Genomic DNA, 19,188 nt, shown 5'->3' on the forward strand with positions numbered 1-19,188 from the left:
GCACCAACCGGGAAAACTTCAGAACGTGTCAAAGAACGATTATGGTTTTACGCTCTTTAAATTCCGCGTCAACGAAATTGTTGGGTTTGTAAGTGCTTGGGGATCAATCGAGTGCACGCCGTCCACAGGCCGGTGACGCGGGAGTGGTGCAGCGGGCTCGGAGGGAAGCCGCAAATCGCCAGTGTTCATCGCGTATTTTGTGCTTTCTGTTACAGCGAGACGGTTTCGTTCTTGGTGCACGGAGAGGAATCCGTCTGTGCAAAAACTCGGGGAATGCGCTCACGCAGCGCGTTTGGAGGCCGACGGTCGGGCGCTGTTTGCCAGAAATCTTCACCACGGAGGTCACAGAGGACACGGGGGCAAACGTGGTTTTCTCTATGTCCTCCGTGATCCCCGTGGTTAGGACTTGTCCCTGCGCTCGTATTGCCGTCTGCACTTGCGTTCTCACTCAGGTACTTACGCGCCTCTCCTGGGCTGCCTACAATTTGCAGGAGACAGGGAGCGTGCCATGACGATCTTCGATCCACCGCGGGGCAATGTGATCAATGTACAGGGCGGAGGAATTCTGAAGTTGCTGGGACTGGGCATCGTCGGCTTCCTCGCGGTGATCTTCCTGTTCTCTGCAGTGACTCGTGTCGACTCTGGCGCCGTCGGAGTGCTGACCTTGTTTGGCCGGGTTACGGGAGAGGTACTGCCCGAAGGGATCCATCTCATCAACCCGCTCAAGACCAATCACGAGATGTCCATTCGCACGCAGGAACTCAAAGAGACGGCCAGTGTGCCATCAAGCGAAGGCCTGGTGATGAGCCTGGATACCTCGCTGATCTACCACCTCGACCGGGACAAGGCTTCGCAGGTGTACCAGAACATCGGAATGGGCTACGTCGAAGTTGTGATTGAACCGAATTTGCGGTCTGCGATTCGAGAGGCGACGGCCTCGCACAGCGCCAATGCGCTCTACTCCGGCGAGCGCGAAATGGTCGCCAAGCAAATTGTGGCGCAGCTTACCGACAAACTTGGCCAGCGCGGAATCGTAGTCGAAAGCATTTTGCTTCGCGACATTCAGCTGCCCGCTACTCTCAAAGCGTCAATCGAATCCAAGCAGCAGGCTGAACAGGAAGCGTTGGCCATGAGCTTCCGCCTTCAGAAAGAAACTCAGGAAGCCCAACGGAAGCGCATCGAGGCGGCGGGTGTCCGCGACTTCCAACAGATCGTCGCGCAAGGTATCAGCGCACAATTGCTGGAATGGAAGGGCATCGAGGCCACTGAAAACCTGGCCAAGAGTCCGAACGCAAAGATCGTCGTGATTGGCAGCGGGAAGAATGGGCTGCCGTTGATTCTGGGACAGTGAAGAAACAGTGGCTAGTGATTGGTGGTTAGTGAATAGTTCGAACCGCTACCGCTGATACCATAACTTGCGTGCCTCCCTTGCTCGACGTTCGGAGCCTTACCATCCAATTCCCGAATGCGGGTCGGACACTCTTGTCCGACCGAGGGCCGACGGCTCTCTCAAATTTCGCGGCGGTTCGGGACTTGAGCTTCAGCATCGCTCCCGGGGAAGTCCTTGGCCTGGTCGGAGAATCAGGTTCCGGCAAGTCGATTACATCGCTGGCTGTCATGGGATTGCTGCCCGGTGCGGCCACGGTGACGGGCGACATCACGTTCCAGGATGCCGACAATCGGCCGTCAAATCTCACCACGCTTCCCTCCGAGTCGATGCGTGCGCTTCGCGGCTCGCGCATCGCAATGATTTTTCAGGAACCGATGACTGCCCTAAATCCCGTGATGCGGGTGGGCGATCAGATTGCCGAAGCGGTTCTCGCGCACCACGAGGTATCGAAGAGCGAAGCGTGGAAGCGCGCCGTCGAAGGGATGCGCGACGTTGCCATCACTGACCCTGAACAGCGTGCCCGGAGCTATCCACACCAACTTTCAGGTGGTATGCGACAGCGCGTGATGATCGCCATGGCGATCGTCAACCGGCCGCAATTGTTGATTGCCGATGAGCCGACCACCGCGCTCGATGTGACCATCCAGGCGCAGATTCTCGAATTGCTGAGCGACCTGCGCCAGAAATTCGGCTTGGCTATGCTCTTCATCTCTCACGACCTGGCCGTCGTTTCGCACGTCGCGGACCGGGTGGCAGTCCTCTACACGGGGAGCCTGGTCGAACTAGGAACGAAGGTACACATCTTTAACGCCGCGGCTCATCCTTATACGCAAGGACTGCTCCGCGCGATCCCCACGCTCGCGACCGATCGCGCCCAGCCGCTTTCCACAATTGAGGGAACTGTCCCGCCGATCGCGGCCCTTCCGCCGGGTTGTCCCTTCGAGCCGCGATGCGAATACCGCGTCGCTGCCTGTGGTTCGCAGTTGCCGCCCCTGGTCGAGATCAGTGTGGGGCACTATGCGCGATGTCCGGTGCTGAATCGTTAGAGAGAAGGTGACCTTCCGCCGGTGACCTCTTTCACCACAATCACGCTATAATCCTCGCTTTGCCGTGCGCATCCTCGTCCTCAGCGATATTCACAGCAATCTCGAAGCCCTCGAGGCTTGCCTCGCGGCGGCTCCGGCGCATGACCTCGTCGTCAACCTTGGCGATTCCGTGGGATACGGCGCAAATCCCAATGAAGTGATCGCGCGTTGTCGAGCGCTCGGCAAGGTGTTTGTCCGGGGAAATCACGACAAAGCGGTTAGCGGACTGATGGATCTGGCGGAATTCAATGCGGCTGCCGGCCTGGCCACTCTTTGGACGCGCGACCAACTGACTGCTGAAAATCTCGCCTGGCTGCGCAAGCTTCCGCAGGGACCGGTGCAGGTCGATGAAATACCCGGCATCCAGCTAGTCCATGGATCGGCGCTGGATGAAGACGAATACCTGGTCAGCGTGCGCGACGCGATTGAGCCGCTCATGACCGACGTCGTTCCCGTTACATTCTTCGGGCACACACATTTGCAGGGCGGTTTCGTGGCACAGGGCGAGATCAGTGAGGCGTATCGTCCGGGCTATCGCACGGTCGGTCAGGCCGAATCGTCGGATTGGCCCCTGCGCCGCGATTTGCGCTTCCTGATCAATCCCGGATCGGTCGGCCAACCGAGAGACGGTGACTGGCGCGCTGCTTTCGCAGTTTTCGATACGGATGCGTGGATTGTCAGCTTCCACCGCGTCCCCTATAACCTGCGGATTGCGCAAGAAAAAATTCTTGCCGCGAACTTGCCGCAAAGGCTGGCCACGAGGCTGGCTACTGGTCGATAGATATGGCTCACTATCTGAAGCTCCCGATCCGTTTCTTCGTTCTCCTGATTGTTCTCACTCCATGCCTTGCGGTGAGTCTGGCAGGCTTGAATCCTGGCGAGAATCCTTCGCGTCGAGAGCGTCGAAAAGGCGCCAATCCGGACGATCAGAAGCGCGAGATCAGCGTCGATGGTACGAAGAGGTCCTATCTTCTCTACGTGCCTCGCTCGGCGACGAAGAAGAAACCCCTTCCGCTGCTGCTGGTATTTCACGGTGGCGGGGGACACGACTACAACATGCCTCGCTTTACCGGCTTCGACGAAATCGCCAAGTCGCGCGGTTTTGTGGTGGCGTATCCCGAAAGCAGCAATGGCCACTGGAGTGATGGGCGCAATCTGTCTCCAGCAGATGATGTGGGTTTCATTCGGGTGCTCATCGCCGAATTGAAACGCTCGTACTCGATCGATCCGGCGCGAATTTATGCAACGGGAATCTCAAACGGTGGATTTTTCTCGCAACGGCTGGCCTGCGATCTCGCCGATCAGATTGCCGCAGTCGCTTCGGTAGCGGCCACCATGCCAGAACCTCTCGTTCCTGCATGCCATCCGGCGCGGCCAGTCTCCGTCATGTTCATGCAGGGAACCGCGGATCCGCTGGTCCACATTGAAGGTGGAGCTGTCGCCAAGGTCAACGGCCGCAATATTTCGCTGGCCGACGCTGTCCGTTTCTGGCTTGATCACGACCAGACCAGTAAGACGCCCGACGCTTCCGATCTGCCGCATCACGACTCCAACGGTACGAGTGTTCACCGCGACATCTACGGCGACGGCAAGCAAGGTACGGAACTTGTCGTCTATACGATCAACGGCGGAGGCCACACCTGGCCGGGCGGAGAACAATACATGCCGGCTCTTCTCGTGGGCAAAGTGAATCACGATCTCAGCGCCAGCGAAGTCATCTGGGAGTTCTTCTCGCGACACAGCCACCCGTAGGGCAGAGCGGCGTCAATGTAAACTTCCCCTATGGGTCCACATTCTTCTGAGTCTTCGAATCCCGCCGACCTTTTTTCGGCCGCAGCAAAGCCGGCGACGTCCGCGCACACCGCCCACATCGACGGAGGCGCGCGCGGCAATCCAGGACCCGCTGGATACGGCGTGGTAATTCAAGATGCCGCGGGCCGCACGGTTGCGGAGCTTAGCGAATACCTGGGCCACCAGACCAACAACTACGCCGAGTACCAGGGATTGATCGGCGTTCTGCGTTATGCCACGGGCAATGGCATCAAGTCGCTGAAAGTGGTGAGCGATTCGGAGTTGATGGTCCGGCAGATGAACGGCATCTACAAAGTGAAGAATCCGGACCTGCGCAAGCTCCATGACGAGGCGCAGCAAATGGTTCGCAAGCTCGACCACTTTGAAATTCGTCACGCCATGCGCGAGCACAACGTGGACGCCGACCGCCTCGCCAACGAAGCCATGGACCGCGGCAAGTCGGGCCGCACTACCTCCGCGCCAGCGCCGGCTGCGACCATTGCTGTCCGTGACGAGTTCGATGGCATCGTTCGCAATGGAGTGGTGGAACTGACCGGTGGTTCATTGCCTGACGGCACGCGAGTGCAGGTTCGAGTCCGCCGCTAGCCCCTTCCAAGCCCCAGAACTGGAACCCAGTTGTTTATTCCCCGAGAACTCTCTGATGGTTACTATTGCGCTAATAGCACTCGATGTAGGAGGACAGCGCGATGATTTTCGGACCCGAGACGTTCGATGGAGTCAACCCGTGGGCAGTCGCCGTCGCTGCAGTGGCGACGATGGTGATTGGATTCCTCTGGTACTCGCCCCTTCTCTTCGCTCGTCCGTGGATGCGGCTCATGGGACATGATCCGAACGATAAGGACAAGCTCGCGGAAATGCAGAAAAGTGCCGGCAAGCTATACGCGCTCACCTTCATCGCAACCATCGTCTCCGCAATCGTGCTCGCGAAGATCATCGACCTGACCAGCGTCAACACCGTTGTGTATGGGATGAAAGTTGGATTTTTTGTTTGGCTCGGCCTGGTTGCCACCGTCCAGTTGACGGGCGCACTCTTCGGCAAGCAGCCCACGAAACTCTTCCTGATCAACGCCGGATATCAACTGGCTTGCTACGTGACTATGGGCGGCATCTTGGCGAAGTGGCCACACCCGTAGAGCTAGGTCAGAGGTTTGAGGTCAGATTGCAGAGGTGAATCCTCTCGATCCCGCCACTCATATACGTCTTCCAAATCCAAGCAGGGTTTAACCTCTGCAATCTGACCTCTCACCTCTAACCTCATCTCACTCTCCCGCCGAGTGATCGTGGACGATCTTCCATCCTTCAGGAAACTTCTTGAAGATTAGTGTGAACAGGCCATGCGGCGTTTTCCCATCGGACATCGTCAGGTGAAATTCTCCGCGGACGAAAGCTGCGTTAGTTCCCAGAGGTTCGACTCGCAGGTTCGTGAACTCCAGTTTGCCCATTTCGTGACCGGCGCCTTGATAACTTTTCTTGTAGCGGTCGAGTGCTGCCTCCCAGCCTTTTGATTCGTGCGCGCCGGAGAAGAAGGTCAGTTCCGGCGAATTCCAGTAGCTAGACATGAATGCGTCCAAGTCGCCGCGATTCCATGCCGCCTGCTGTTGTTCGATGACTAGACGCACGCCGGAGACGTCCGCGGTTGGCGCGCTTTGCGCGGAACATGTCATAGCAAGAAAAATTGAAGTGAACAGGATTGCGATGGTGCGCATGATTCCTCCAGGACAGACTCGGTCGAGCAAAATAGTGTCGCACACGGAGGGCGCGCCGGGTAATGTTCAGAAGAATAGCGCAGACAGGGTGTCTGCGATTCTCCCCCTTAGGAATTATTTAAGAGTTGCTAAGCGCGAGGCCGACGACTAAGCGCGGCTCTTCTTAACGGCGACCGCAGCCTTGGCCTTCACCGCTTGCCAGGGACGCTTCGGACGCTCCACTTCGGGCTTGTCACGATCCTTGATGCGGTCGTACTGATACGACTCGCTCACCGTGCCCAACGATTCGTTGTAGAGGCTGGGCGTGCCCAAAGCTTCCTTCAGTTCTTCAGCGAACTGATGCAGGGCCTTCAGGTGATCGGCTGTCGCCGGCACTTCGGTCTTGGTGGTTTTCAGGAACTGCTGATAACCCTTGTTGACCAGTTTCGAGATCTCGCTGCCAACCAGGTATCCGGGATAGGCGAAGATCTTGGCGCCACCGTCATCGGTTTTCTGGATGGCTGCCGACACGTTGTATTTTCTGGCGAACACGCGGCTCTGCGTGCCCGGAGCTTCGATCAGATCGAAGCCATGCTCGCGCAGCCAGCTGACTGCGTCTTCGTAGGTTCGTTCTTCCACTTTAGTTGACATTTGTGTGCTTTCAGTTTGTCTGGCAGTTCTGCCTTGCAAAATTAGATGCGCGTACTGGACTCAAGATGCCCCTGGAATCCTGAAACCGAACTTCATACTACCGAATCTAACGTCGTAGTATAGATATACCTTTTCAGGATTACAGGCACATTACTCTAGTCATGAAAGCTTTTTCGCCGTGACGGCAGCCAATCCCAACCCGGTCGCCAGGCCAAACGCCACCAACGATGTTGCGGTTACGCGCCCGGCTGGAGTGAGCCTGCTCGATCGCATCGGCAATACTCCACTGCTGCGGTTCGATGCGCTGACCTGCGATCTGCCCACGGTGCAACTCTACGGCAAAGCCGAATGGTACAACCCTGGTGGATCGATCAAGGATCGAACGGCCGCCAGCATCGTATCCGAAGCGCGCCGCTCTGGAAAGCTGACGCCGGGAAAGATTCTTCTCGATTCCACCAGCGGCAACACCGGCATTGCATATTCCATGCTGGGTTCTGCGCTGGGCTTTCCCGTTACGCTCTGCGTTCCCGAGAATATTTCTCCCGAACGCAAGCGCATTCTACAGGCATACGGCGCAAATATCATCTTCACCGATGCAGGCGAAGGCTCGGACGGTGCCACGAGAGTTGCCCACGAGCTCGCAGAAAAACAATCCGATATTTATTTTTATGCCGATCAATATTCCAACGACGCCAACTGGCGCGCGCATTACAACACCACCGCCAACGAAATCTGGCGCCAGACCGAGGGTCGCATTACGCACTTCGTCGCGATCATGGGAACAACCGGGACGTTCGTTGGGACCACGCGCCGTCTGAAAGAGTTGAACCCGAATGTTCGCTGCATCTCGTTGCAGCCGGACTCTCCCTTTCACGGCATTGAAGGCACCAAGCATCTGGGATCGACCATGGTACCCGGCATATACGACGCCACGCTCGCTGACGAACAATTGGAAATTCACACCGAAGACGCGCACGCGATGGCGCGGCAGCTGGCGCGAGAAGCAGGCATACTGATTGGCGTATCTGCCGCGGCCGGGATCGTGGGCAGCATGAAAGTTGCCGAGAGTTTGAAGAAGCAACAGCCTGCAGTGATCGTCACGATCCTCGGCGACTCGGGCGAGAGGTATTTGGGCGAAAAATTCTGGAACGAGAAATAAGGGCAGAGGTCAGATTGCAAAGGTGAAAAGCTCACGATCCAAACCGTATCGATTTTTACCTCTACAATCTGACCTCTAACTTCTCACCTCACTATGCTCACGATCCCACAAGACGCCTACGCCTCGCTTCGCCAGCACGGCGAGGAAACGTATCCTCATGAATGCTGCGGCGTATTACTGGGGCAGTTCGCGGACGATGGCTCCAAGACGGTGACCAGCATTGCCCGCGCCGGAAATACGCGCGACGACTCTCCGCACAATCGCTACCACATTGATCCGAAGGAACTGATCCGCATTCAGCGCGAAGGCCGGGCGCGAGGAGAGGACATCGTCGGCTTTTATCACTCGCATCCAGATCATCCGGCGCGCTGGTCAACTACGGATCTGGCGGAGGCGCACTGGTTTGGTTGCTCGTACGTGATTACGAGCGTGGAGAAGGGCAAGGCGGCGGTGACGAACTCGTTCCAACTGGAAGGTGTCGATGAGGAGAACAAGAACTACGTGGATGAGTCGGTGATTGTGGAATCGCCACGACACTAGAGAGCTGTTCATCGATTGAAAGTTGCTTTGCGGACACCGCTTCAATATCTACTTACTTCGACAAGAAAAGGGGAAAATGCCTATGCAGCGGGTTCCTGATACGGAGTTGGTCCTCGTTCCGGGTGGGACGTTGATTACCAGCACACCGGAGGAGGGGCGGGCTTTAGCGCTAAAAATGGCTCGTCACATGATTCACAACATCCAGCCGGACCTCGACGCTCTCAAAGAGGGCAGGCCCAAATACGGGATGAATCCAGATAGTCTGATCGCTGCCAGCCAGGTTGTGGCTATCGAGTTTCAGACCATAGCGGCCGCCAACGACTATTGGCGGAAATAGTCCCAACAAATCGGCACAGAATTTCGTAACCCTGTATCGTTCGCATTCTGGCCGAATTCAACGACGCCCGGCATGCAGGGGCTTTGCTCCGAGCTTCCGTCCCATGCCGGGGGCGCTGGTGTTCTGAATCCGTACCGTATGCGATAGCATCTTAAATACCATATGCCGCAGATTCAGATTCCCGGTCCTCTCCGTCAATACGTTGGCAAACAGCCTTCTGTCGAGGTTAGCGCCAGGAATGTTGGCGAGGCGCTTGCCAGCCTGATCGCACAACATCCGGATTTGAAGCGCCATCTTTATACGGACGACGAAAAACTCCGCGCCTTCGTGAATGTCTACGTGAACGACGAAGACATGCGCTACCTGGACAAGGAAGCCACGGTACTCAAAGATGGTGATACCATTTCGATAGTGCCGTCGATCGCCGGTGGCCGCTAGGCTATGAGCGTTGCTTTCATGAATCGCCGAATGACCCGCCCCGCGCGCTGTTGTCGCCCCTGTTGTTGCTAGTCGCCAGTCCGCCGCCGAACCAAATCAAATGTAATCGAGGATTTTATGGCCACGTTGACCGAAGTCAAACCCGAAGCCGTTTTAAGTAATGACGAGATCCTGCGCTACTCGCGCCATCTGATCATGCCGGAAGTCGGCATGGAGGGTCAGCAGAAACTGAAAGCGGCGAAAGTCCTGTGTATCGGAGCGGGCGGCCTCGGATCGCCATTGGCGCTCTACCTGACGGCTGCGGGCGTCGGGACGCTGGGGATCGTTGATTTCGATGTCGTCGACTACACCAACCTGCAGCGGCAGATTATCCATACCACTGCTGACGTGGGCCGCAAGAAGCTCGACTCCGCGGCCGACAAGCTCAAGGCGATTAATCCTTATATCAACCTGCGCACGTTCGATACGCGGCTCAGTAGCGCCAACGCGCTCGAGCTGTTTCGAGAATTCGACATCATCGCCGACGGCACCGACAACTTTCCTACACGCTATCTGGTCAACGATGCCTGCGTGCTGACTGGCAAGCCGAACGTTTATGGATCGATCTTCCGCTTCGAAGGACAGGCGAGCGTGTTTGCGACCGAGGACGGTCCATGCTATCGCTGCCTCTATCCTGAGCCGCCACCGCCGGGATTGGTTCCATCCTGCGCCGAAGGCGGAGTGCTTGGGATTCTCCCCGGACTCGTGGGCGTGATCCAGGCAACGGAGACCATCAAGCTGATTCTTGGAGCGGGCGATCCTTTGATCGGGCGTCTTCTTCTGGTCGATGCGCTGGGGATGAAGTTCCGCGAGCTCAAACTGCGTAAGAGTCCGGATTGCCCAGCCTGCGGAAAGAATCCTACTGTGAAGTCGTTGATCGATTACAACGAATTTTGCGGAATCCGCGGCGAAGAAGAAGTTGTTTCTACTGACGTGCCAGCTATCACCGTCGAAGAACTCAAACAGCAACTCGATGCCAGGAAAGACTTGTTCATTCTCGACGTCCGCGAACCGCACGAATATCAGATCTGTAACCTCAACGGACATCTGATTCCACTGGGCGACCTGCCCAAGCGTGTCCATGAACTTGATTCCAGCCGGGAAATCGTTGCCCATTGCCGATCTGGAGTACGCAGTGGCAAGGCCGTGACATTCCTGCGCCAGGCTGGATTCAAGAAAGTCCATAACCTGACCGGCGGGATTCTAGCTTGGGCCGATAAGATCGATCCGACCATGCCCAAGTACTAATGGCAGTTTCCAGTTGCCGGTTCTCAGGTCTCAGTTAGTGCAGGGAGCGCTGACGCGCTCTCTTTTCTTGCAAGATGCTAGTGCGTTGACGCAGGTGTTGGCACAATGTTCTTGCGTCCGAATAAAAAATGACAGGGGAGAGAGACGCGCCTCCCCTGTCGGCCTGGTTAGGGGAAACTTTTTCTACTTGGTGCTTTCGCCCATGGCTGATTTTTCGGCGCCGATCGCGAGAGCAGTTTTCTTGCCGGCGAAACGGACTTCTGTGACTGCGCTGGAAGTCTTGTCGATGACCGTGGCGTCATTGTTCGAGGACACCGGCAGCTCGATCACTTTCGCCGGGGACTTGGTCACGAGTTTCTTTCCCTGCATGAAGCTCACTTCGACATTCGCTCCAGTACCTTCCCAGCGCACTTGATAGTCGCCTGCCGGAACGGCTTGTCCATTGACCTGTGCCCCTTCGCTGAAGTGAACCGAACCCTTGTTGGTATTGCCTGCGAACGCGCTCGTTGCCACGAGAACGGCCAACGCTAGAACTGCACTCTTTGCCAATTGATTGAATTTCATGGTGACCCCTTCTGTCCGGCATCGGGCCGGTTCCAAGGGCGGCTGGTTAATGGTTAAAACGTAGGACTTGTGTTTTTTCAATAAAGTCCTACAATGCGCGTGTCAGGGTGACGCAAAAAGACTCGGGCCGCGAACTCGTGCTCTTTGCCTGGACTCGACTCACCTGGGCCGCCAAACCAAGTGTGAGCCAGTCCCGTCACCCTGCTCATTTTTGTGTTTCGAGTAAGTCGAGATTGTCCCTCCACTCACCCCATGTAAGCTCGCTTCAGGATACGAACCCCTTGTTCAGGAAGTTCCGTTTTTCCGTTGCGCGTGCTACTTGGACGAATTCGGACCGACCGGGTTAGCACTTCCACCGAGTTTGAGGAATGCATAACAGAATGAATTTGTTGTGTGTGGAGGGAGCAAGACGCGGCAAGCCGCGTCTCTACAAGTCGAGTTCTCAGCTGATCTTCAGGACGATCTTTCCGTAGTTCTGGCCTGCCTGGATGAGGGTGTATGCGGCGCGCGCTTCCTGTAAGGGAAACACCTGGCCAATTACCGGATGGAGTTTGCCTTGTTGCAACCACTGCGACAACTGTTGCCACGCCGTGCCCATCAATGCGGTATTGCGGCTCAGATAACTCAGCCACAACCCGTGCACGCTTGCGCCCTTAGTGTACAGGATGCGAGTGTCCAGCACTGGAGGCTGTCCAGTCGCGGCCCCGTAGACGATGATGCGTCCGAAGTCGCGCAAGCATTTCGCACCTTTGGCGACGTGCTCGCCGCCGAGCATTTCAAACACGGCATCGACTCCTTCGCCGTGGGTCAAGTCCTTGATTGCATACTGATAGTCCTGTTTCTTGTAGTTGATGCCGTGCTGCAAGCCGAGTTCGCGGACGCGTGCCAGCTTATCGTCTGACGAAGAAGTGCCATACATCTCGATGCCAAGAATCTTTCCGATCTGCACGGCGGCAGTGCCCACACCGCCTGCAACCGCTTGAATGAGGACACGAGTGCCTGCCGGTTTGTCGATTAATCCAGCTTTCCAGTACGCGAAATATGCGGTGAAGAAATTTACCGGAAACGCTGCTGCTTCCTCTGCAGTCCAACTGTCGGGGACGGGCCAGAGGAGTGCGCGTTGACCGGCAGTCGTTTCGGCAAATGCGCTCCACTGCGTGTATCCCATGACGCGCTTGCCCGTCGCAATCTCGACGCCCGCAAACTCGCGTCCCGCGACAAGCGGCGGTTTGGGAGTGCCAGCATATCCGCCCTGAGTCGTCATCAAGTCGGCGAAATTCAATCCGCCGGCCTCGACCTTTACCAGCGTCTGATCTGGTCCTGCATGGGGATCAGGAACTTCTTGTATTTCCAGGACTTCAGGCCCGCCGAAGCGAGGGATCACGAGTGCTTTCATGAGGAAAGTGTAGCAAGGGGCGTCGTTGGTCGATAGTCGTTCGCTATTCGGTAAACGAGGGGCGAGTTGGGGTCCGTCCTGTCTATGTCAAGAGTTGTCCTGCAAAACCTGACACTTGTTCCCCTTCGCAGCATCTATAATGGCAATCGAGTTTCCGACCCTCGCCTGTCTTGGAAATCCATGGCAACGAGGGCGAGAGTGGCGAGCAATGAAAAGCGCCATTCGAGGGTGCAGGGGGAAACGCCTGCGCCTCCCGTGTTTGGAAAGGAAACGCTCGCCAGGGTAGTTCCCCTTGCCGCGTTCCTGCTGCAATCAGAATTGAGAAGACGCCGTCGGTGGCCGCTAGTTACGGACTCGCAGTTGCCAACGACAAGCGACGAACGACCAACGACGTGTTACTCACCGACAAATTCGGCCGCTCCATTCACGATCTCCGTATCTCGATTACGGACCGGTGCAACTACCGCTGTGTCTATTGCCGTACGGGAACCAATGGCGCGGCCTACGCCGAGTTGCCCTTTGCCGACTATCTGCGAATGGTGCGCGTTCTGGTCGGACTCGGCATCACGAAAGTCCGGCTGACCGGCGGAGAGCCGCTGCTGCGCAAAGGGATCGTGGATTTTGTGCGTGAGCTGTCGAAGCTGCGCACGCACGAAGGCAAGAAGTTGGATATCGCGATGACGACCAACGGGCATCTACTGGCCGAGATCGCACAGCCGTTGAAAGATGCGGGGCTGGACCGCGTTACTGTGAGTATGGATGCGGTCGATCCCGAGCGCTTTGCCCGCATCACGCGGGTACCCAACGGATTCGAGAGTGTGCTCGCAGGCGTTCGCGAATCTCGCCGCATCGGTCTCGACCCGGTCAAAGTCAATTGCGTGCTCCTGCGCGGCTTCAACGAAGATCAGATCATCCCGTTCGGTATGTTCGCGCGCGAAGAAGGTGTCGTCGTCCGTTTTATTGAATTCATGCCGCTCGAAGAAGACCGGGTGTGGACCCCGGAGATTGTTGTTCGACTCGATGAGATCATCGCGCGCATGTCGGAATACAAGCCACTGGTTGAAATTCCACATGAACGGAGTGAAACTGCCCGCCGCTACAGGTTCGACGATGGTGTCGGCGAGATTGGAATCATCGCACCTGTGTCGCATCCATTCTGTGGACACTGCAGCCGCATCCGCCTGACATCAGACGGGAAGATTCGCACCTGCTTATTTTCCGTGTGGGATCACGACTTGTACGAATTAATGCGACGTGGTGCATCAGACGAGAAATTGGCGGAGTTTATTGTCGGAGTCGTCGAGAAAAAAGAAGCCCGCCATCATATTGGCGAGCCAGGATTCGTTCCGGCGTCGAGAACGATGGTGCATATCGGGGGGTAGAAGAACCAGTGGCTGGTGGTTAGTGATTAGCGAAACCGACCAATCTTGTGGTGAGCGTTGTCACTGACACTCGAGTTCTAGAAGCGGACTATCGCGGTGGGAGGCGCATTTGCCCCTTGCCCACTATCGCGAGCTAATTGTATGGCAGAAGAGCGTCACGCTCGTAACCGAGTCGTATCGGCTGACGGCCAATTTCCCCAGGCACGAAATCTACGGTCTAACCAGCCAAATCCGGAGATCCGCGGCCTCCGTTCCAGCCAACATAGCTGAAGGCCAAGGCCGCTCATCTCGAGGCGAATTCAAGCAGTTTCTGGGACACGCGCGAGGATCACTTTATGAACTGGAGACTCATATTCTGGTCGCGCACAATCTCGGATACATGCCGGTAGCGGACAGTTCACGACTCATCGCAAACATCCATGAAATTGGGAAAATGCTGAATGGCCTTCTGAAATCCCTCGATCGCGGTCAAGCGGCGTGACGTTTGAAAGCTAATCACAAACCCCTAACCACTAATCACTGGATCAATAAAACGCGTCGTACTTCGTTACCGACCAACCGGCGTCTTTGTTTTCCAGCGTTACCGAAAACAAATCCTTGTAGGTCGCGTCCTGGCTGGGGCTTGAGTAACGCTCACCTTTGTAGTGGAGAATAATCAGTGGAGGAGTATCTTCCCACTCGACGAGATTCCACGAAATCAGAGGGTGCTGCGTTTCCGAGTCGCAGATGAAGTCGGCGCGCTTTTTTCGATAGTCTTTTTTCTTTTCCCACTGGGCCAGAACTTTGCGGCAATTCCCGTCCCGCATTTCCTTGATGAACGCCGCGGAAATTTTTTCGATCGTACGATCGCGAAACGGATTCATCGTGATCGTAAGGGGCATGTGGGTGAGCGGATCGCGCTCTTCGGAGCGAGCCAGCACCGGCGGCTGGTTGCTGAGCCACCAGAGGTAGCCGACGAACACCAGTACCAGCAGAGCGCCGGCGCCGATGGCAATCCCCAGATGTGTGCGCGAAACCTGCATTAGAAAAGTTTCAGCTAAAGGCAGTCCCTTCGCAAGGTTACGAGAGAAACCACCGTAACCCGTCCCCGCCTGAGTCGAGGCTCTTGTTTGCTTGCTGGCGGGGCAATCGGGCCCATCACGAACCGCGAAGTCAGGCACAAAGTTTCTCGAAGACTTGCTGTTCCGATTGTGCTCTGGGGCCTTCGTGTCCCCCGTGGTAAATATCTTGTCCGTGGCAGATACAAGCCCGACCAGAGGCCTCCCCTGGTTTGTATTTTCGTAATCGCAGGCGTATAGTTGGCAATGAAAACTGTTGTGTCGTAGTGCGTTGGAATTGTCGAAGCACACCAGTGGGCGCAAGCCCACTTTTTAGTTGGGGCAGGTTTTGCGCGGCGATTGTGATGTAAGTTGCTGAAACGATGGCTTTTGATGAACAAAAGGTTCGGAGCATTGCCGATCGCGTGGCGGGTTCGGGTGGACTGGAAATCGCGGACATCGAATTCCACGGCGCGGGCAAGCATCGCATGCTGCGAGTGTTCATTGATCGTCCGGGAGCGACGCCGTCGCCCGATCATCCGGACGGCGTAACGCACGAAGACTGTGCGAATTTCAGCCGCGAGTTTGGAACCATCCTCGATGTTGAGGACGTGATGCCGGGCGGATCGTACGTGCTGGAGGTTTCTTCTCCGGGGCTGGATCGCAAGTTGGCGAAGGCGGCGGATTTTGAGCGCTTCCGCGGACATCGGATGAAGTTGATGACGCGCCAGCCGGTGAATAACAACCGGCATTTTGAAGGCAGCCTGGAAAGCTTTGAGAACGGCAAGCTGGTGCTCGACTTGAGTGTCGCCCGCCACAAGTTGCGTCCGAAAGATGGACAGGCCCCGAAAATAGAAATTGAATTGGCCAACGTAGAGAAGGCCAACTTAGTACCCGAGATCTGAGAAGCGGTGTCAGGTCCTAGGTGTTAGGTCCCAGGAAAACCTGGAGCCTAAGACCTAACACCTGAGACCGAACACCTGAATTTTATGGCAAGCGAGCTTTACAACATCATCGAAGGGGTCAGCCGCGAGAAGGGGATTGATCCGCAGATCGTGGTCACCGCGGTCGAGGACGCCATTGTTGTCGCGACCCGCAAGTACTACAAGTCGCAGGAGAACCTGCGCGCTGTGCTCGACAAAGATAGCGGCAAGATCAATGCCTATGCGGTCAAGGCGATTGTCGAGAATCCGGAGCAGATCGAAGATCCCAACCTGCAGGTGACGGTGGAGCAGGCCCGCAAGCTCGATCCTAAAGCAGAGGTGGGCGGGGAACTGCTCATCCCGAAAGTGACCGAAGGAATTCTGGGACGCATCGCGGCCCAGCTGGCGAAGCAGGTTATTTTCCAGAAAGTGCGCGAAGCCGAGCGCGATACGGTTTACAACGAGTACATCGGCCACGTGAATGAAGTGGTGAACGCGACCGTGAAGCGCATCGAAGGGCCGGATGTGATTCTTGACATCGGCAAAGCCGAAGCGCGCATGGGACGCAAAGAGCAATCGCGGCTGGAATCGTTCGCCGTTGGCGAGCGTCTGCGTGCCGTGATTGTGCGCGTCGAGAAAGCTTCGAAGGGTCCCGGCGTAGTGGTATCGCGCGCGGCGCCAGAGTTAGTGCAGCATCTGTTCCAGACCGAAGTTCCGGAAATTTATGACGGCACGGTCGTGATCCGCGCGATCGCTCGTGAAGCGGGCGAGCGCACCAAGATCGCGGTGATGTCGAAAGACAAAGACGTGGACGCGGTGGGCGCATGCGTGGGCATGAAGGGCATGCGTGTGCAATCGATCATTCGCGAATTGCGCGGCGAAAAGATCGACATCATCGAGTATCACGAAGATGCGGTTACGTTCGCTGAAAAGGCGCTACAGCCGGCCAAAGTCAGCCGTGTGACCGTGGTCGATTCCGCTGAGAAGCATCTGGAAGTAGTCGTGGACGACACGCAGTTGTCGCTGGCGATCGGCAAGAAGGGCCAGAATGTCCGCCTTGCCGCGAAGCTTTTGGGTTGGAAGATCGACATCAAGAGCGAAGAAGAGAAGCGCCAGGAAGTTGAGCAGCAAATGTCGGCGCTGGTTCCGGCAAGCGTTACGCCGCTTGAAAATGTTCCGGGCATCGGCGAGGGACTGGTTGAGAAGTTGAAAGCCGCTGGTGTGACGACCGTCGAAGCGCTGGCCGACATGACGCCCGAGCAGTTGGAAGCGATCGAGGGTATCGGGCCGAAGACGGTGGAAAAAATCAGCATTGCGGTCAATAATTATTTCTCCAGCCTGGAAGGCGGCGAACAGGTCGCTACCGAAGGAACGGAAGAGTCCGCCGGGGAAGCAGTCCCCGAGTTGGAAGCTTCCGAAGGAACCGCCGAAGCGGAAGCGCTGGAACCGTCCGCCGAGGCCACGGAAGGTGCAGAGGAAGATACCGCGGAGATCGAAGCAGTCGCGGATTCTCCCGAAGCTGGCGAAGCGGAACCGTCTGGCAATCACGCCGAGCACGTGCCGGATGCTGTGGAAGAAGAGAAGAACTGAAGCGGTCGCCTTCAGGCTCGGGTCAGCAAGTCGATCGATCGATGGGGCTGGAGTTCCGCCCCAAGATTGTGTGTCGCGATCTGGATAGGACGCAGGTGGGCAGCATGATTTACTCCTGAGGTCGATATGAGAGCTTAGCGGAAACTAGAAGGCGAGAGGGTGGATGAGCAAGATTCGAATCAACGATCTGGCGCGCGAGTTGGAAGTCAAGAGCAAGGCGATTCTTGACGCTTTGACTGCCGTCGGTGTTACCGAAAAGAAAACGCACTCCAGCTCGATCGAAGAGCATGAGGCAGTGCTGGTCCGCAAATATTTCCAGTCTCACGCCGACGAGTCCTCCAGCAGTGCAAAGTCTTCACGCGCCAGTCGTGGCGAGGACGATTTCAAGACCAAGATCGATTTGTCGAACATCTCCCGTCCGGGAGACGTGCTGCGCGCAATCCAGCAAAAGACCGAAGCAGCGGCTCATCCACCAGTTCGTCCGGTAGCGACGCCCCCGACTTCCGTGCCTCCGGCATCGGCCAAGCCGGCAGCGCCCGTTGCTCCAGTGAAGGCGAAGACGCCGGCACCCGCCCCGCCTGCCCCAGAGACGGCGCCTCCAAGATTGGTTACACCAGCGTCGGTTGCAGCCGCACGGCCGCCAGCGGCAGTGGTTACGCCGCGGCCTCCGGCAGCTCAGCCGGTTGCGACGCCTCCACCCCCTGCAGCAGTTGCGATTCCGCCGCGCCCGGCAGCTCCGGTTGCGCAGGCTCCGGCTGCTCCTCCGGCGGCTTCAACGCCACCGACTCCGCCGCCTTCAGCGCCGCAAATTCAGGCTGCTGCTCCCAGGCCGACGCCAACGATTGCGCCGCCGCGCGTGATCATGCCGCAGACCGGACCGCGTCCCGTTTATAAGGCTCCTGTGCCGCCGGCGGGATCTGCGCCACGGCCAGTGCCGGGTCGTCCGGAGCCAGGGAAACCAATTTTTCAGCGTCCCCGTCCGATGCAGTCTGGGCCGCCGGGAGCTCGTCCCATGTTGCGTCCGGGAGAGCGCCGACCGATGCATCCCACGCGGCAATCGCCCACCGGTTCTCGCCCTCTCGGCGTAGGACCCGGTGCAGGCGCCATGGCGCCTCCGGGGCCAACCCGTCCGGGAGCTCGTCCGGGTGGACCGTCGCGGCGTCCTGGTCAGCGCTACATTCCGCGCGGCATCAAAGAAGGCCCGATGAAGGGCTACACCCCGCCGCCGCGGGTGACGATTTCGAACGAGCCGCAGCCCATCACGCGGAATATCACGATCACCGAAGGAATCTCGGTGAAGGATCTTGCCGAGAAGCTGGGCATTCGCGCGAAAGATCTGATCGCGCGGTTGCTGGCGAAAGGCGTCTTCGCGACGATTAACCAGACGCTCGATGCCGAGCTTGCCAGCGAAATGGCGCGCTTCTTTGGCGCTGATACCGAGGTCATCACCTTCGAGGAACAAGCGTCGAAGGATCAAGCGGACACGACCGATGGCGGCGAAGAAGGCGCGGAAGCAGTGCCCCGTCCGCCCGTGGTCACGATCATGGGCCACGTCGATCACGGTAAGACGACTTTGCTGGATTCGATTCGTTCTACCAGCGTGGCCGAAGGCGAAGCAGGCGGAATCACGCAACACATTGGCGCTTACAAAGTGCGGGTCGTGGATAAAGCGTCTCCAGCCTATGGCCGCGAGATTGTCTTCCTCGACACGCCGGGCCACGAAGCATTCACGCGTATGCGTGCCCGCGGTGCCAAAGCGACCGACATTGTGGTGCTCGTGGTCGCTGCGGACGACGGTGTAATGCCGCAGACGCTCGAAGCGATTGATCACGCGCACGCGGCGGAAGTTCCGATTATCGTCGCCGTCAATAAAATTGATAAGCCCGAAGCCTTGCCCGATCGCGTCAAGAAA

At 57.3% G+C, this 19,188-nt stretch carries 21 protein-coding genes and 1 riboswitch; of the genes, 16 read left to right on the forward strand and 5 right to left on the reverse strand.

Features of this window, described 5'->3' with window-relative positions; translation table 11 throughout:
- The first annotated feature begins 508 nt into the window (after positions 1-508).
- The 6 genes from HY010_01050 (at position 509) to HY010_01075 (ending at position 5,420) form a co-directional block, all read left to right on the forward strand.
- Positions 509-1,351: a prohibitin family protein gene (locus HY010_01050; GenBank protein ID MBI3474290.1), complete on the forward strand. Its 843-nt coding sequence runs from the start codon at positions 509-511 to the stop codon at positions 1,349-1,351.
- Positions 1,352-1,482: 131 nt separating this feature from the next.
- Entirely contained in the window at positions 1,483-2,436 is a 954-nt protein-coding gene (locus HY010_01055) for an ABC transporter ATP-binding protein (GenBank protein MBI3474291.1), read from the forward strand.
- Between the two features lie 64 nt (positions 2,437-2,500).
- Positions 2,501-3,256, forward strand: coding sequence for a metallophosphoesterase family protein (locus tag HY010_01060; GenBank protein MBI3474292.1), 756 nt, complete (start codon positions 2,501-2,503; stop codon positions 3,254-3,256).
- A 2-nt stretch (positions 3,257-3,258) separates the two neighbouring features.
- Complete coding sequence (locus HY010_01065) at positions 3,259-4,227, forward strand: hypothetical protein (protein ID MBI3474293.1); 969 nt, start codon at positions 3,259-3,261, stop codon at positions 4,225-4,227.
- 30 nt (positions 4,228-4,257) lie between these two features.
- Positions 4,258-4,872, forward strand: a complete 615-nt coding sequence (locus tag HY010_01070; protein MBI3474294.1) for a ribonuclease HI family protein — start codon at positions 4,258-4,260, stop codon at positions 4,870-4,872.
- A gap of 101 nt (positions 4,873-4,973) precedes the next feature.
- Positions 4,974-5,420, forward strand: a complete 447-nt coding sequence (locus tag HY010_01075) for a DUF1761 domain-containing protein (protein ID MBI3474295.1) — start codon at positions 4,974-4,976, stop codon at positions 5,418-5,420.
- A gap of 126 nt (positions 5,421-5,546) precedes the next feature.
- On the opposite strand, the gene HY010_01080 is transcribed toward HY010_01075, so the two are convergent.
- Both HY010_01080 and HY010_01085 read right to left on the reverse strand, forming a co-directional pair.
- Positions 5,547-5,993 (reverse strand): DUF3225 domain-containing protein, encoded by a 447-nt coding sequence (locus HY010_01080; protein ID MBI3474296.1) that lies wholly within the window; start codon positions 5,991-5,993, stop codon positions 5,547-5,549.
- A 147-nt stretch (positions 5,994-6,140) separates the two neighbouring features.
- Positions 6,141-6,623: a hypothetical protein gene (locus HY010_01085; GenBank protein MBI3474297.1), complete on the reverse strand. Its 483-nt coding sequence runs from the start codon at positions 6,621-6,623 to the stop codon at positions 6,141-6,143.
- A gap of 178 nt (positions 6,624-6,801) precedes the next feature.
- Here HY010_01085 and HY010_01090 point away from each other — a divergent pair, with 178 nt between their 5' ends.
- The 5 genes from HY010_01090 to moeB all read left to right on the forward strand — a co-directional run bounded on the left by HY010_01090 (position 6,802) and on the right by moeB (position 10,384).
- Positions 6,802-7,782 carry a cysteine synthase family protein gene (locus tag HY010_01090; GenBank protein MBI3474298.1) on the forward strand — a complete coding sequence of 327 codons (981 nt, stop codon included), beginning with the start codon at positions 6,802-6,804 and terminating at the stop codon, positions 7,780-7,782.
- 93 nt (positions 7,783-7,875) lie between these two features.
- Positions 7,876-8,322, forward strand: coding sequence for a M67 family metallopeptidase (locus HY010_01095; protein ID MBI3474299.1), 447 nt, complete (start codon positions 7,876-7,878; stop codon positions 8,320-8,322).
- A gap of 82 nt (positions 8,323-8,404) precedes the next feature.
- Positions 8,405-8,659, forward strand: a complete 255-nt coding sequence (locus HY010_01100) for a hexameric tyrosine-coordinated heme protein (protein ID MBI3474300.1) — start codon at positions 8,405-8,407, stop codon at positions 8,657-8,659.
- A 162-nt stretch (positions 8,660-8,821) separates the two neighbouring features.
- The gene (locus tag HY010_01105; GenBank protein ID MBI3474301.1) at positions 8,822-9,097 is read left to right on the forward strand and encodes a MoaD/ThiS family protein; all 276 of its coding nucleotides are present in this window, start codon (positions 8,822-8,824) and stop codon (positions 9,095-9,097) included.
- Positions 9,098-9,214: 117 nt separating this feature from the next.
- The gene (gene moeB / locus HY010_01110; GenBank protein MBI3474302.1) at positions 9,215-10,384 is read left to right on the forward strand and encodes a molybdopterin-synthase adenylyltransferase MoeB; all 1,170 of its coding nucleotides are present in this window, start codon (positions 9,215-9,217) and stop codon (positions 10,382-10,384) included.
- A 183-nt stretch (positions 10,385-10,567) separates the two neighbouring features.
- Here moeB and HY010_01115 read toward each other — a convergent pair whose 3' ends face one another.
- Both HY010_01115 and HY010_01120 read right to left on the reverse strand, forming a co-directional pair.
- On the reverse strand, positions 10,568-10,948 hold the full coding sequence (locus HY010_01115) for a hypothetical protein (GenBank protein MBI3474303.1): 381 nt from the start codon (positions 10,946-10,948) through the stop codon (positions 10,568-10,570).
- 442 nt (positions 10,949-11,390) lie between these two features.
- The gene (locus HY010_01120) at positions 11,391-12,332 is read right to left on the reverse strand and encodes an NADPH:quinone oxidoreductase family protein (protein ID MBI3474304.1); all 942 of its coding nucleotides are present in this window, start codon (positions 12,330-12,332) and stop codon (positions 11,391-11,393) included.
- A 150-nt stretch (positions 12,333-12,482) separates the two neighbouring features.
- Positions 12,483-12,630, forward strand: a riboswitch (molybdenum cofactor riboswitch).
- A gap of 49 nt (positions 12,631-12,679) precedes the next feature.
- Here HY010_01120 and moaA point away from each other — a divergent pair.
- Together moaA and HY010_01130 are read left to right on the forward strand one after the other, a co-directional pair.
- Positions 12,680-13,726, forward strand: coding sequence for a GTP 3',8-cyclase MoaA (moaA, locus tag HY010_01125; GenBank protein MBI3474305.1), 1,047 nt, complete (start codon positions 12,680-12,682; stop codon positions 13,724-13,726).
- 109 nt (positions 13,727-13,835) lie between these two features.
- Positions 13,836-14,207 (forward strand): four helix bundle protein, encoded by a 372-nt coding sequence (locus tag HY010_01130; GenBank protein ID MBI3474306.1) that lies wholly within the window; start codon positions 13,836-13,838, stop codon positions 14,205-14,207.
- Between the two features lie 43 nt (positions 14,208-14,250).
- Here the strand turns inward: HY010_01130 and HY010_01135 are convergent, their stop codons facing one another.
- Positions 14,251-14,748, reverse strand: a complete 498-nt coding sequence (locus tag HY010_01135) for a hypothetical protein (GenBank protein MBI3474307.1) — start codon at positions 14,746-14,748, stop codon at positions 14,251-14,253.
- A 398-nt stretch (positions 14,749-15,146) separates the two neighbouring features.
- Here HY010_01135 and HY010_01140 point away from each other — a divergent pair, with 398 nt between their 5' ends.
- The 3 genes from HY010_01140 to HY010_01150 all read left to right on the forward strand — a co-directional run.
- On the forward strand, positions 15,147-15,668 hold the full coding sequence (locus HY010_01140) for a ribosome maturation factor RimP (GenBank protein MBI3474308.1): 522 nt from the start codon (positions 15,147-15,149) through the stop codon (positions 15,666-15,668).
- An 84-nt stretch (positions 15,669-15,752) separates the two neighbouring features.
- On the forward strand, positions 15,753-17,276 hold the full coding sequence (gene nusA, locus HY010_01145; GenBank protein ID MBI3474309.1) for a transcription termination/antitermination protein NusA: 1,524 nt from the start codon (positions 15,753-15,755) through the stop codon (positions 17,274-17,276).
- Positions 17,277-17,439: 163 nt separating this feature from the next.
- A partial coding sequence (locus HY010_01150; protein ID MBI3474310.1) for a translation initiation factor IF-2 N-terminal domain-containing protein occupies positions 17,440-19,188 on the forward strand: 1,749 nt, incomplete at its 3' end.

The sequence above is a fragment of the Acidobacteriota bacterium genome, assembly GCA_016196065.1.
Lineage (GTDB): Bacteria > Acidobacteriota > Terriglobia > Terriglobales > Acidobacteriaceae > Acidiflorens.